Source organism: Archangium lansingense (assembly GCF_026626635.1).
Taxonomy (GTDB): domain Bacteria; phylum Myxococcota; class Myxococcia; order Myxococcales; family Myxococcaceae; genus Archangium; species Archangium lansingense.
On sequence record NZ_JAPNKA010000001.1, the window covers coordinates 4,991,024 to 5,003,727 of the forward strand.

The 12,704-nt window shown below is 69.0% G+C and carries 9 protein-coding genes; 4 read left to right on the forward strand and 5 right to left on the reverse strand.

From position 1 onward, the window contains the following. Nucleotides 1–8 precede the first annotated feature (8 nt). The 3 genes from OV287_RS20540 to OV287_RS20550 are packed head-to-tail and all read left to right on the forward strand — an operon-like array spanning nt 9 to nt 5,557. Entirely contained in the window at nt 9–2,432 is a 2,424-nt protein-coding gene (locus tag OV287_RS20540; RefSeq protein WP_267535732.1) for an ABC transporter permease, read from the forward strand. A gap of 18 nt (nt 2,433–2,450) precedes the next feature. Next, nucleotides 2,451–4,220 carry a sigma 54-interacting transcriptional regulator gene (locus OV287_RS20545; RefSeq protein ID WP_267535733.1) on the forward strand — a complete coding sequence of 590 codons (1,770 nt, stop codon included), beginning with the start codon at nt 2,451–2,453 and terminating at the stop codon, nt 4,218–4,220. After that, on the forward strand, nt 4,217–5,557 hold the full coding sequence (locus OV287_RS20550) for a sensor histidine kinase (RefSeq protein ID WP_267535734.1): 1,341 nt from the start codon (nt 4,217–4,219) through the stop codon (nt 5,555–5,557). Before OV287_RS20545 ends, OV287_RS20550 begins: the two co-directional genes overlap by 4 nt. Before the next feature lie 3 nt (nt 5,558–5,560). On the opposite strand, the gene OV287_RS20555 is transcribed toward OV287_RS20550, so the two are convergent. After that, a complete protein-coding gene (locus tag OV287_RS20555) occupies nt 5,561–7,786 on the reverse strand; it encodes an ATP-binding protein (RefSeq protein WP_267535735.1) in 2,226 nt (741 codons plus the stop codon). Nucleotides 7,787–7,848: 62 nt separating this feature from the next. After that, nucleotides 7,849–9,111, reverse strand: coding sequence for a serine/threonine-protein kinase (locus OV287_RS20560; RefSeq protein ID WP_267535736.1), 1,263 nt, complete (start codon nt 9,109–9,111; stop codon nt 7,849–7,851). Nucleotides 9,112–9,398: 287 nt separating this feature from the next. On the opposite strand from OV287_RS20560, the gene OV287_RS20565 reads away from it, so the two are divergent. Next, a complete protein-coding gene (locus OV287_RS20565; protein ID WP_267535737.1) occupies nt 9,399–9,935 on the forward strand; it encodes a hypothetical protein in 537 nt (178 codons plus the stop codon). 95 nt (nt 9,936–10,030) lie between these two features. Here the strand turns inward: OV287_RS20565 and OV287_RS20570 are convergent, their stop codons facing one another. The 3 genes from OV287_RS20570 to OV287_RS20580 form a co-directional block, all read right to left on the reverse strand. Next, nucleotides 10,031–10,324, reverse strand: coding sequence for a hypothetical protein (locus tag OV287_RS20570; RefSeq protein ID WP_267535738.1), 294 nt, complete (start codon nt 10,322–10,324; stop codon nt 10,031–10,033). Between the two features lie 78 nt (nt 10,325–10,402). Continuing rightward, nucleotides 10,403–10,987: a hypothetical protein gene (locus OV287_RS20575; RefSeq protein ID WP_267535739.1), complete on the reverse strand. Its 585-nt coding sequence runs from the start codon at nt 10,985–10,987 to the stop codon at nt 10,403–10,405. A gap of 109 nt (nt 10,988–11,096) precedes the next feature. Beyond that, nucleotides 11,097–12,656 carry an ATP-binding protein gene (locus tag OV287_RS20580; RefSeq protein WP_267535740.1) on the reverse strand — a complete coding sequence of 520 codons (1,560 nt, stop codon included), beginning with the start codon at nt 12,654–12,656 and terminating at the stop codon, nt 11,097–11,099. Nucleotides 12,657–12,704 lie beyond the last annotated feature (48 nt).

The window sequence follows — 12,704 nt, forward strand, 5'->3', positions numbered from 1 at the left end:
AACCCCTTATGGAAACCTTCCTCCAGGACGCTCGCTTCGCGCTGCGGCTGCTCCGCAAGAGCCCGGCCTTCACGGTGGCTGCGGTGCTCACGCTGGCGCTCGGTATCGGTGCCAACACCGCCATCTTCAGCGTGGTGAATGGCGTGCTGCTGCGGCCTCTGCCGTTCCAAGATCCGGAGAAGCTCGTCTTCATCTGGGAGGGCACTCCCACCTTCCCGGAGATGAGCGTCAGCCTTCCCAACTTCCAGGACTGGAGGGAGCGCCAGAAGAGCTTCACGGACCTGGCCGGCTTCCGATCCGGGGGGTATGACCTCACCGGGGTGGACATCCCCGAGCGTGTCACCGCCCGGCTGGTGAGCGCCTCACTGTTTCCGATGCTGGGGGTGCAGCCCGCGCTGGGGCGCAACTTCCTTCCCGAGGAGGACACGCGCGGGGGACCGCCCGTGGCCCTGCTCAACCATGGCTTCTGGGTGCGGCGCTTCGGCCAGGACCCGGGCATCGTCGGCAAGACCCTGACCCTCAACGGCGTGCCCCACACCGTGGTGGGGGTGCTGCCGGCCGGCTTCCGCTTCTCCTCGGAGCGGGACATCTGGGTGCCCCTGTCCCGCTCGGACGCCCAGTTCTTCGAGCAGCGGGGCAGCCACCCGGGGCTCTACGTGCTGGGGCGGCTCAAGCCCGGGGTGACGGTGGATCAGGCCCGGGCAGACCTCGAGGGCATCGGCCGCGCGCTGCAGGAGGCCTATCCGAGCTCCAACGGCAAGGTGCTGCCGCGGGCCCAGCTCCTCCACGAGAACCTGGTGGAGGACCTGCGTCCGAGCCTGCTGGCCCTCATGGCCGCGGTGGGCTTCGTGCTGCTGATCGCCGCCATCAACGTGGTGAACCTGCTGCTCGCCCGGAGCACGGCGCGCCAGCGCGAGCTGGTCATCCGCGCCTCGCTCGGGGCCGGGCGGGGCCGGTTGATCCGCCAGATGCTGGTGGAGTCCGCGTTGTTGTCGCTGGTGGGTGGCGGGCTCGGACTGGTGCTCGCGCTGTGGGGCGTGGACCTGCTCGCGGCCTCACGGCCGGCCAGCATCCCCGAGGCCACGAGCTTCTCGGTGGATGGGTGGGTGCTCGGCTTCACCCTGGCGCTGTCGCTCGGAGTGGGAGTGCTGCTCGGCATCTTCCCGGCGCTCCGGGCCAGCCAGGTGTCGCTGGTGGAGACGCTCAAGGACACGGGGGTCGGGGCCTCGCGGTTCCGGGGGCGCGCGCGCGATGCGCTCGTGGTGGCCGAGGTGGCGTTGGCCCTGATGCTGCTGGTGGGGGCAGGGCTGCTGGCGCGGACGTTCGTGCAGATCAGCCGCGTGGATCTGGGCATCCGGCCCGAGGGGCTGCTGACCCTGCGCATGTCCGCGCCGGAGAGCCGCTTCCCCGGAGCGGACGCGCTGCGGACCTTTCCCGAGCAGGTGCTCGAGCGGCTGCAGTCGCTGCCCGGCGTGCGCGCGGCGACGTATTCCAACGGGATGCCCGTGGTCGGTTTCTCCGAGACGAGTTTCAGGATCGTGGGTCAGCCGGAGCCTGCTCCGGGAGATGCGCCGCTGGCGGCCTACTTCATCACCGCCTCCAACTACTTCGAGGCCATGGGCACGCCGATCCTCGAGGGACGCGGGTTCCAGTCGGGTGATCGCAAGGGGAGCCCCCAGGTGGTGGTGGTGGACGAGGCGCTGGCCCGGCGTTTCTTCCCCGGCCGCAGCGCGGTGGGCGAGCGGATCAGCTTCGGTGGCGATCAGGTCTTCGAGATCGTCGGGGTGGCGAAGCACACCGCGGCCTATGGCCCCGGAGAGAAGGAGCCAGCGCCCTTCCAGTTCTACGTTCCCTATCAGCAGCTCCCGGACAACATCCTCCCGCTCGTCGGACGCTCGCTGACGGTGGCCGTCCGCGGTGATGGGCGCGCGGATGCGCTGGTGCCCCTGGTGCGGCAGGAGTTCAAGTCGATCGATCCGGATCAGGCCCTGGCCGCGGTGGAGTCCATGGACTCGCAGGTGGAGGGAGCGCTGGAGCAGCGCCAGTTCGTCCTCGGGCTGGTGGTCCTGTTCGCCGCGCTGGCCCTGGTGCTCGCGAGCATCGGCATCTACAGCGTCATGTCGTACACGGTGGCGCTGCGGACGCGCGAGATGGGCATCCGCATGGCGCTCGGGGCCCGGCAGATGGACGTCGTACGCCTGGTGGTGGGCTACGGCGTGCGCCTGGCGGGGATTGGCGTGCTCCTGGGCGCGGTGGCCGCGGGCATTCTCACCCGGCTGCTCGGTAGTCTGCTGCAAGGGGTGGAGGCGACGGATCCGCTGACGTTCGGCGCGACGGCGGTGGTGCTCGCCGGGGTGGCCGTGCTCGCGAGCTGGGTGCCGGCGCAACGCGCGGTGCAGGTCGACCCCGCTCAGACGCTTCGCGCCGATTGAGCTGGAGCAACGAACACCATGCCCGAACCCCTCATCTCCCTTCGCGACGTCGAGAAGTCCTATCCCCTGCCGGGAGGCCGGACGTGGGTGTTGCGACGCATCGAGCTGGACATCCAGCCCGGTGAGTTCGTCACGCTGAGGGGCCCCTCCGGCGCGGGCAAGTCCACGCTGCTGTCCATCCTGGGCATGCTCGACGCCGAGTGGCAGGGCCAGTACTTCCTGGATGGCCAGGCGGTGCACTCGCGAGCCCTTCAGGAGGGAGGGTCTGCACCTGCCCGCTCCCTCACTTTCCCTCCCAGACCGGGGCCGCGCGCGCGCCGGACCACTCCGTTTTCCCTCCTGCCCGCTGCTTCTGGCAGAGTCTCTTCCTCCCAGGTATCCGCCGTGTCCGAGCCCGCCCCAGCCAGCGCGCCGCAGCCGCGCATCCTCATTGCCGATGACCAGGCCGACGTGCTGGAGGCGTTGCGCTTCCTGCTCAAGCGCGATGGGTACGCCCTCCACTCCGCCCAGTCCCCGGCCGGCGTCCTGGCCACGTTGGAGTCCGAGGATGTGGATGTGCTGCTGATGGATCTCAACTACGCGCGGGACACCACGTCCGGGCGCGAGGGGTTGGATCTGCTCGCGCGCGTGCGCCAGTTGGACCCCTCGCTGCCGGTGGTGGTGATGACGGCGTGGGGCAGCGTGGAGGGCGCGGTGGAGGCCATGCGCGGCGGGGCGCGCGACTACGTGCAGAAGCCCTGGGACAACACGCGGCTGCTGGCCACGCTGCGCACTCAGCTCGAGCTGGGCCGGGCGCTGCGCCGCTCCCGCCGGTTGGAGGAGGAGAACACCCACCTGCGCAAGGGTGGGGAGCGTCCGACCTTCGTCGGCGAGTCGCGGGCGATGCAGCCCATCCGCCGCATGGTGGAGCGCGTGGCACCCTCGGGGGCCAACGTCCTCATCACCGGCGAGCACGGCACGGGCAAGGAAGTGGTGGCGCGGTGGGTCCACGCGGCCTCGGGCCGTCCCGAGCGGCCCTTCGTCGCCGTCAACTCGGGAGGCCTGTCCGAGGGCATCTTCGAGAGTGAGCTGTTCGGCCACGTGAAGGGCGCCTTCACCGACGCGAAGACGGACCGCATCGGCTGCTTCGAGCTGGCCGACGGGGGAACGCTCTTCCTGGATGAGATTGGCAACATGCCGCTCACGCAGCAGGCCAAGCTGCTGCGCGTGCTCCAGACGGGCGAGCTGCACCCGGTGGGCTCCTCCAAGGTGCGCCGGGTGTCGGTGCGCGTCGTCTCCGCGACGAACGTGGACCTGTCCAAGGCGGTGGAAGAGGGCCGCTTCCGCGAGGACCTGCTCTATCGGCTCAACACGGTGGAGGTCCACTTGCCGCCGTTGAGGGAGCGCCGCGAGGACATCGCCCTGCTGGCCGCGCACTTCCTCAGCGTTCACGGGCATCGTTACGGGCGCTCGGGCCTGAAGCTGTCGCCGTCCGCGCTGGACGCGCTGATGGCCTATTCATGGCCCGGCAATGTGCGCGAGTTGGAGCACGCGGTGGAGCGTGCGCTGCTCATGGCCGGCACGGACGAGGTGACGGCGGAGGACTTCCTCTTGCGGCGCGCGGGGGGCGGTCGCGAGGGCCAGGCTCGGTTGGAGGAGATGACGCTGGAGGAGGTGGAGCGCTACCTCATTGAGCGCTCCCTCGGCCGGCACGAGGGCAATGTGAGTGACGCGGCGAAGGCGCTCGGTCTGTCGCGCAGCGCGCTCTACCGCCGCATGCAGTACTACGGCATCAAGGGCGCCAGGTGAGCCGGCGCAAGCCGCTCGCACACGATGTTCACATCCTCCTGCTGGCGCTGCTGGCGGGACTGCCGGGTACCCTCACGGCGCTCGTACTCCTCTGGGGAGGAGATGCGAGCGCGAAGGTGTGCTGGACGCTCACCGTCCTGGTGTTGGGGGTGTACCTGGGCGCGGTCTTCACCCTCAGCGAGCGCGTCACCCGGCCGCTGCAGACGGTGGCCAACCTGCTCGCGGCCCTGCGCGAGGGGGACTACTCGGTACGCGGACGTGGCGCGCGGGGGGGAGATCCACTGGGTGAGGTGTACCTGGAGACCAACGCCCTCGCGGAGACGCTGCGCGAGCAACGGCTGGGCGCGATGGAGGCGGACGTGCTTCTCACCCAGGTGATGCAGGAGATCGACGTCGCCGTGCTGACCTTCGACGCGGAAGGGACGCTGAAGCTCGTCAACCGCGCCGGGGAGCGGCTGCTCGGGTTGCCTCGCGCGCGGCTGATGAACCAGAAGGCGGAGGGGCTCGGGCTGGCGGAGCTGTTGGAGGGCCCGGTTCCGCGGCGGCTCACGCGCACCTTCGCGGTGGAGGGCGGCCCGTACGAGCTGCGGCGGGGGACGTTCCGGCAGGGCGGGTTGCCTCACCAACTGGTGGTGCTCGCGGACCTGCGGCTGGCGCTGCGCGAGGAGGAGCGCGAGGCGTGGCGGCGGATGGTTCGGGTACTGAGCCATGAGATCAACAACTCGCTGGCGCCCATCCACTCCATCTCGGATTCGCTGAAGGACGCGCTGGTGCAGGTGCCGCGCCCGGCGGATTGGGAGGAAGACGCGCGGATGGGCCTGGGCATCATCGCGCGGCGCAGCGAGGCGCTGGGACGCTTCATGTCCGCCTATGCCCGGTTGGCGCGCCTGCCTCCGCCGAAGCTCTCGTCGATGGAGGTGGACCCGTGGGTGCGGCGGGTGGCGGCGCTGGAGACGCGGCTGCCAGTGGAGGTTCGTCCGGGGCCCACGATCGCGGTGAGCGCGGACGGAGATCAACTGGAGCAGCTCCTCATCAACCTGGTGCGCAACGCGGTGGACGCGGCGCGCGAGCGCCAGGGCAAGGTCTGGGTGTCGTGGACGGCCCCCTCTGCGGACGCGGTGGAGGTCTGGGTGGAGGACGAGGGCCCGGGCCTGGCGGACACGGCCAACCTCTTCGTGCCCTTCTTCACGACGAAGCCGGAGGGAAGTGGCATCGGCCTGGCGCTCAGCCGGCAGATCGCCGAGGCGCACGGGGGCAGCCTGCGCCTGGAGAACCGGACGGAGGGCCCCGGGTGCCGTGCGCGGCTGCGGCTGCCGTTGAACGCGGCCCGGCGTTGAGCCTCAGCGCTGCGCGGCCGGCAGGCGGATGGTGAAGGTGCTGCCCTGGCCCGGCTGGCTCTGCACGTCGATGCGGCCCTTGTGCTTCGCGATGATGCCGTAGCTGACGGACAGTCCCAGCCCCGTGCCCTGGCCGCGCGGCTTGGTGGTGAAGAAGGGCGTGAAGAGCTTGGAGAGCGTCTCCTGCGACATGCCCTTGCCCGTGTCGGCGATCTCCACCACCACCTCGCTGCCCTCCTGCCGCGTGCGGATGCGGATCTCCCCCCGCGTCTCGATGGCGTGGGACGCGTTGATGAGCAGGTTGGAGAACACCTGGCCAATCTGCGTGGGATGGCAGCTCACGGGCGGCAGCGGACCGAAGTCGCGCTTCACCTCGCACTTGTACTTGAGCTCGTTCCAGACGAGCTTCAGCGTGGAGGCCAGCTCCGTGTTCACGTCCACGAGCTGCGGCTCGCCCGTGTCCTCGCGCGCGAACGTGCGCAGGCTCTGGGCGATCTCCTTGACTCGCCGGGCGCCCACCAGCGACTCCTCGACGAGCTCCGGCATGTCCGTGAGCAGGTAGTCCACATCCTCCTGCTTCCACAGCTCACCCAGGCGCTCGAGCAGCTCCGCGCTGGCGCTCCCCGGGTTGGCCACCAGCTCGCGCAGGAGCTGCAGCAGCGGGATGAGCGAGGAGACGTACTGGTCGAGCGTCCCCAGGTTGCTCATCACGTAGCTCACCGGGTTGTTGATCTCATGCGCCACGCCCGCGGCCATCTGCCCCAGCGAGGCCAGCTTCTCGGTCTGGATGAGCTGGGCCTGCTGCTCCTCCAGCTCGATGGTGGCCTTGAGCAGCTTCTCGCTGCGGTTGCGCACCAGCTCCTCGAGGCTGTCGCGATGGCGCCGCAGCTCCTCCTCCTGCTGCAGGAGGCGCTGCTCGAACAACTTGCGCTCGGTGATGTTGCGGATGATGGACACGGCCTCGTCCGGACCGCTGCGGCGGATGCGGGCCTCGAAGTACTCGCGCCCGTTCGGCAGCTCCAGCGCGTAGTCGAAGACCTCCAGGGTGCCTTCCCGGATGGCACGCCCCAGGTGCATGAACATCTTGTCGATCAGCGACGCGGGGAACGGCGTCTGGCGCATGTTGCTGCCGATGATGCGCTCGGGGGGAACGGCCAGGTCCTCCGGCTTGGCGGCGTGGTAGTCCAGGTAGGTGCCATCCGCGCGCTGGCGCAGGACGAGATCCGGCAGGGTGCGGATCAGCGAGCGCAGGCGCTCCTCGTTGCGCTTCTGGACGGTGATGTCCACGTTGGTGCCCACCATGCGCAGCGGGCGGCCCTGCTCGTCGCGCGCTACCACCCGGGCTCGGGTCAGCACCCAGCTCCACCCGCCATCCTTGCGCCGCAGGCGTTGTTCGTTCTCTACGAGCGGAATGGCACCCTTCAGATGCTCCTGAACGAGTCGCTCGCCATTGGCCACATCGTCGGGATGGCACAGGCGTGCCCAGGTGGTCTGGCTCTGCTCCAGCTCGCCCTCGGCGTAGCCCAGCATGCCCAGCCAGGCCCGGTTCGCGAACAGCTGGCCCGTGGTCATGTCCAGGTCCCACAGACCGTCCTGCATGCTCTCCAGCACCAGCCGCAGGCGCTCGGCCAACAGCCGCACGCGCTCCGCACTCGCCTCCTGGGTCTGGCGCATCTCCTGCTCGGCCAGACGTCGCCGTCGCTCGTTGCGCCCGCCGGCGAGCAGGCCGCCGCAGGCGTCGAGGAACGGCTGGAGGAAGTCGAGCAGCCCGGTGTCGTAGCCGCCAGGGCGTTGGGCCAGTCCCACCAGCCCCACCCGCTCCCCCTCGGACTCCAGGGGCAGCCCCAGGAAGGTGTGCTCCGCGCCAGGCACCCCGGACAGCACGGGTGCTCCCGTGGAGACGACGGCCCCCACGAGCGTGCGCAAATCACTCGGCGCCTGCTCCGGTGCGTCCTGCCGGACGGGCAACTCCCACGTGGTATCGGCCTCCTCCCGCGGGAGGCTGGCGAGGAGCCGGAGCGAGGGAGGTGCACCGTTGGAGGTGAGGAGCTCGCCGATGACGCCGGAGGTGCTGCCCGTCAGCTCCAGCACCACCGTGAGCAGCCGGTCGAGGATGCCTCGTGCCTCACTCCCGCGGATGAAGTCCGCCTGGGCCTGGGTGAGCGCCCGCAGCAGGGCATTGCTGGCCCGAAGCTGATCCTCGACGAAGCTCTCGCCACCAGTGGTCACACCGGAGCGGTCCCGGGAGACCGGAGCTGGGCCTTGGGGGAGGGAAGGCATGACGCGGAACCTCAGCCGAAGAACACCATCAGCAGATGTCCCAGCGAGGCGAGCACCACTGCCGCACCCGTCGTGCACGCGGCGGTGAGGAGCACAGGGTGCTTGTCCACCGAGTGAATCATCTCGTGCAGCCCGCGCTTCATCAGGGTCCGCTGGCACTGCACGTGGATGCGTCCCTCCAGGGCGGCCTGGAGATCCAGCATCATGTCGTCGACGGACTGGTAGCGCTTCTCCGGCTCCTTGGCGAAGCCCTTGTGGAGGAACCAGCGCAGCTCGGAGGGCACCGGCGACTGGTGCGGGCTCCAATCCTTGGTGAAGATCTCCGGCGCCGTCTTCTGCACGCCCTCGAGCACGTCCGCCAGCGACTCGCGCCCCTCCAGGTAGTGGCGCAGGAAGAGCAACTCGTAGAAGAGGACGATGAGGCTGTAGGTGTCGCTGCGCTCGTCAACGGCGTCGTGCTGCCCGCGGGCCTGCTCGGGTGACATGTAGAAGGGCGTTCCCACCACGGAGCCGAGCTGCGTCTGGAGCGAGGCCGCGTCGCGGAGGCTCTGGGGCGCGCCGCCCGTGGACTGGGTGCCCGGGGCCGAGCCCTCCGGCTTGCGGACGCGCCGCGCCAGGCCCCAGTCCATCACGGTGACCTCGCCGTAGGGGCCCACCATGATGTTGGCGGGCTTGAGGTCGCGGTGGATGAAGCCCTTGCGGTGCGCATACGCCAGCGCGTTGAGCACGCCCATGAAGATCTGTACGCGCATGGGAAAGGTGAAGCGCGCGTGCGCGCCGCGGTCCCCCTGGCGGAGCTTCTCGATGATGGCCTCGAGCGTCTCGCCCTGCAGGTGCTTCATCACGAAGTAGTAGCGGCCGTTCTGATCGATACCGACGTCGTGCACCGGGACGATGTTCGGGTGATCCAACTGCCCGACGGTGCGGATCTCCTCCACGAAGCGGAGCAGCCGGTCCACGTCGTTCGTCTCCGTCAGACGCTTGAGGGCCACCATCCGCTCGATGTCGTTGTCCTTGAGCAGGACCACCTCACCCATGCCGCCGTGCCCCAGCGGGCGGATCTCCTCGAAGCGCTCGCGCTCGAAGGGGACCACGTTGGGCTTGTCACCGGTCCACTCCACCCGAGGCAACACCGTGCTGCGCCGCGTGGAGGCGGCCGCCGGCGGAGTCTGGGGCAGGGCAATGGATGCGGCGGTGTTCCCAGGCTGGGCGGCCGGGGAGAGCAGGGTGGCATCCACGGTGGCGTTCGGGACGTATCGGAGCGTGTCCGTCATGGAGCCCCTGAATAACAGAACCTCCGCCGTCATGCCCGGCTGCCTGCTCCCCCTCTCCGCTGGAGGCTGGGTGGCTGCCCTGGCTGGTACCCCGCTCTCGGAGGGCTTCGGTGGGAGACGTCTATCACTGGTGGCGCACATTCCCCTTCTTTGTAGGTCTTGTCGCAAACCTGCCTACATCACTGAGAGACGTCTACCACTGACCGTCTCAAATCCCGGATGGGGTCCGTGGGGGTTGGATCGTTTTGGGTCCTGCACGCTCCATAAACCATACGATGAAGCTCTCCATGGCGACCCACCTGCTCGAGTACCGTGAAGTGACGCGTCCGCTGCGGTGGCGTCTTCTGGCTGTCAGCCTCGCACTGCTCGCGGTCCAGCTTTCCGGCTGCGCGGTGGCGGCTCAGGCCGGCGCCAAGGCATCCGGACCCACCGCGGCAATCAATCCGGTGGTCGAGGTCGGCGCCGGGCTCCCGTTCGCGACCGCAGGCCTCCGGGTAGGGGTGGCGCCGCTCGACGTGGGGCTGACGCTCGACGGTCGCGCGCCGATTCCGGTCACCGGGGGAGAACTCGGCCTCGTCCTCGTGCCGCACCTCGGGCTCGAACTGCTTTCCTACGGCACCACGCGGAACGGGGATCTCGGCTATCTCAGCCCGCGCGCGGGTCTCAGCGCGGTCTTCATGCTCGACGCGGGCAACCCGCAGAGCTTCTTCTTCGTCGATCTGATGGGCGGCCTCGACCAACCGTTCTCGCCCCAGTGGCGCCGGTGGTACGGCGGGGCAAACGTGGGCGTGGGGTTCTACCTGCGCCCGTGGATCGGCGGGTGATCGCGTCTACCAGGGGGGTGGGGAAAACACATACCTGGGCGGGATGCGTCTACCACTCAAGGGCTACCTGACGCGCACGTGCGCCGGCGGGACCTTCAGTACGCCGTGAACGACAGGGAGCGGCCCGCCTCGAAGCGGGGATTCTTCTGGAGGTGCTCCAACACGCCAGAGGTGCAGTGGAGGGTGACCAGGGGAATGCTGCCCGGCTCGCTGACCCATTTCACCGAGTCCATCAGTGAATGGGACTGGAGGTAGCTCAGCACGGTGTCACGAAATTGCTCACCCAGGGCACACGCCGCGGCGTGGGCGGCCGACCGGTCCCGCTGGGGCGCGGGGCGATAGTGGGCGGCGGGCTCTTCCCGGGGCATGACGATGGTTTCGATCCACATGCTGGACCTCCGGTCTCAAGAGCCAAGAAAAACGGTCATTAGATTATCGCAAGTGACAGGTTTTGGGTTGCGTCATTTTTATTTCTCACCAGAGCCGGGTGAGTCGCCCGGCGGAGAGGTGTTCGGGGCCGGCGTCTTGTTGAGCGATGACCAGATGCGTGAGGCCTGGGGCGAATCGACCTTGCCATGCACGGCGGCGAGCACCCGACCGCTCGCGTCGAGCGCGAAGACGTAGGGCACCTTGCTGGAATCGAGTCCCAGGGTCTCGGCCAGGGCGCCGTTGCGGTCGACGAGGGTGTCGTCCCAGTAGGGCCGGGGTACCTGGTTCTTCACGCGGCTGCGCACCGTTCCCATGCTCACGAAGAAGGGCAGGCGGAGCGAGATGATGGACTCGCGCTGGACGCTGGCGGAGGCGTGCTGGTCGGCGGCGTCGAACCACCGCCGCATCTCATCGCCCGCGTTCTTGTCGGTGATGGCGACCAGCAGCGTGGGGTTGCCCTCGTACTCCTGGCTCGAGTGCTCCTGGCCCAGGACATCCTTCCCCGTGAAGCCGGGCAGGGGTTGGCCCACTCCGGGGCTGTCCGCCGCGCCCGCAGGAAGAGCCAGGGCAGTTGCCGTGAGCAGTACCTTCCACCAGACACCCGTTCCGCGTCGTTCCGGCATGCGCTCTTCCTCCTATGGAGTCAGATGCCGCTTGCCGTGAGATGTCGCAGTTGGGGGGCCGGGGCTCGGTGGTCAGGCCGCTGGACGGGCGGGCAGGCCGGGCTCCTGCTCAGAGATCCTTCGCCACGGGGATTCGGAGCGTGAAGGTGCTCCCTTTGCCGAATTGGCTCTGCACCTCGATGCGGCCCCGGTGGCTCGTCATGATGCCCTCGCTGATGGACAGGCCGAGCCCCGCGCCCTTGCCGGGCGGTTTGGTGGTGAAGAACGGGCTGAAAATCTTGGAGATCACGTCTGGTGTCATCCCGTGCCCGGTGTCGGAGACGCGCACGAGCACCTCGTCCCCCTCGTGCAGCGTGGTGATGTGGATGACCCCGCGCTCCGGGATGGCTTGGACGGCGTTGAGCAGGAGGTGGGTGAACACCTGGTTGAGCTGGGCGGGGCGGCCAAAAATGGGCGGGACCTGCCCGTAGTCGCACTTCACCTCGCACCGGTACTTGAGCTGGTTCCACACCACCTTGAGCGTGGTGGCCATCTCCTTGTTCACGTCCACCAGCTCCGGCTGGTTGGAGTCCTCCCGGACGAAGGCCTTGAGGCTCTGCACGATGTCCGCCACGCGGTGGGCGCCCTCGCGCGAGTCGTTGAGCAGGTCGTTCACATCTCCCAGCAGGTAGTCGAGCTCCTCCTGCTCCTGCAGGGAGCGGATGCGCGCGAGCAGCTCGGCCAGGGGCCCCTGGAGCTCCGGGCCCAGCCCGTCCCCCAGCTCGCGGTAGAGCTTGAGCAGCTCGGTGAAGACCGCGAGGTATTGGGAGAGGGTTGCCAGGTTGCTGGTGATGTAGCCCAGCGGGTTGTTGATCTCATGGGCAATCCCGGCCACGAGCTGACCCAGCGAGGCCATGCGCTCGGAGTGGAGCAGCTGGGCCTGCCGCTCCTCGAGTGCCACGGTGGTGTGCAGCAGCGACTCGGTGCGGCTCTGGACCAGCTCCTCCAGGTGGTCGCGGTGGCGCTGGAGCTCCTCCTCGCGCTGGCGCAGCAGCTCCTCGGTACGGCGCTGCTGCCGCTGGCTGCGCCACCCCAGGATGATGCTGCAGCAGGTGGCGACAAAGGGCTGGAGGAACTCGATGAGCTCGGGACCGTAGCCGCCGGGGCGGTTGGCGATGCCCACCATGCCCACCAGCTCCTCACCGGACTTGAGGGGCAGGCCGAGGAAGGCATTCATGGACGGGTGGCCAGGAGGAAGTCCGCCCGCGCGGGGATCCGTCGCAGGCGCGTTGGCGATCACGGGCTCGCCGGTGGTGAGCACGCGGCCGAAGAGCGTCTCGAGGTTGCGGAACTCCATGCCCTGGGCGGCGCTGCGCTCGTAGAGCTCGCGCAGCTCGTCCGTCCAGGCGAGGTTGGTGATGGCATGGGTGCGCAGATAGGGGGCGCCCTTCTCATCCCGGAGCACCTCGCCGATGAAGCCGTACCCGCTCTCCGTCAGCTCCAGCAGGACGGTGAGCAGCTTGTCGAAGAGTTGGTGGGCATCGCTGCCGCGGATGAACTCGAGCTGGGCCTCGGTGAGGGCCTGGAGCAGACTGGTGCTGGCATGGAGCGCCCGCTCGGCCACGAGCGCACGCGAGCGAGGACGCCCCTGGGCTGAGTCCGGTCGGCGACCCGATACGGCTTTGCTCATCGTTTCACCATGCTAACCCGGCTAGGGGGGAGCGACTCGGCGCCATCA

Coding starts and splice junctions, on each gene's coding strand:
- OV287_RS20540 (WP_267535732.1), top strand. CDS start 9: ATGGAAACCTTCCTCCAGGACGCTCGCTTCGCGCTGCGGCTGCTCCGC.
- OV287_RS20545 (WP_267535733.1), top strand. CDS start 2,451: ATGCCCGAACCCCTCATCTCCCTTCGCGACGTCGAGAAGTCCTATCCC.
- OV287_RS20560 (WP_267535736.1), bottom strand. CDS start 9,111: ATGACGGACACGCTCCGATACGTCCCGAACGCCACCGTGGATGCCACC.
- OV287_RS20565 (WP_267535737.1), top strand. CDS start 9,399: ATGGCGACCCACCTGCTCGAGTACCGTGAAGTGACGCGTCCGCTGCGG.
- OV287_RS20570 (WP_267535738.1), bottom strand. CDS start 10,324: ATGTGGATCGAAACCATCGTCATGCCCCGGGAAGAGCCCGCCGCCCAC.
- OV287_RS20575 (WP_267535739.1), bottom strand. CDS start 10,987: ATGCCGGAACGACGCGGAACGGGTGTCTGGTGGAAGGTACTGCTCACG.
- OV287_RS20580 (WP_267535740.1), bottom strand. CDS start 12,656: ATGAGCAAAGCCGTATCGGGTCGCCGACCGGACTCAGCCCAGGGGCGT.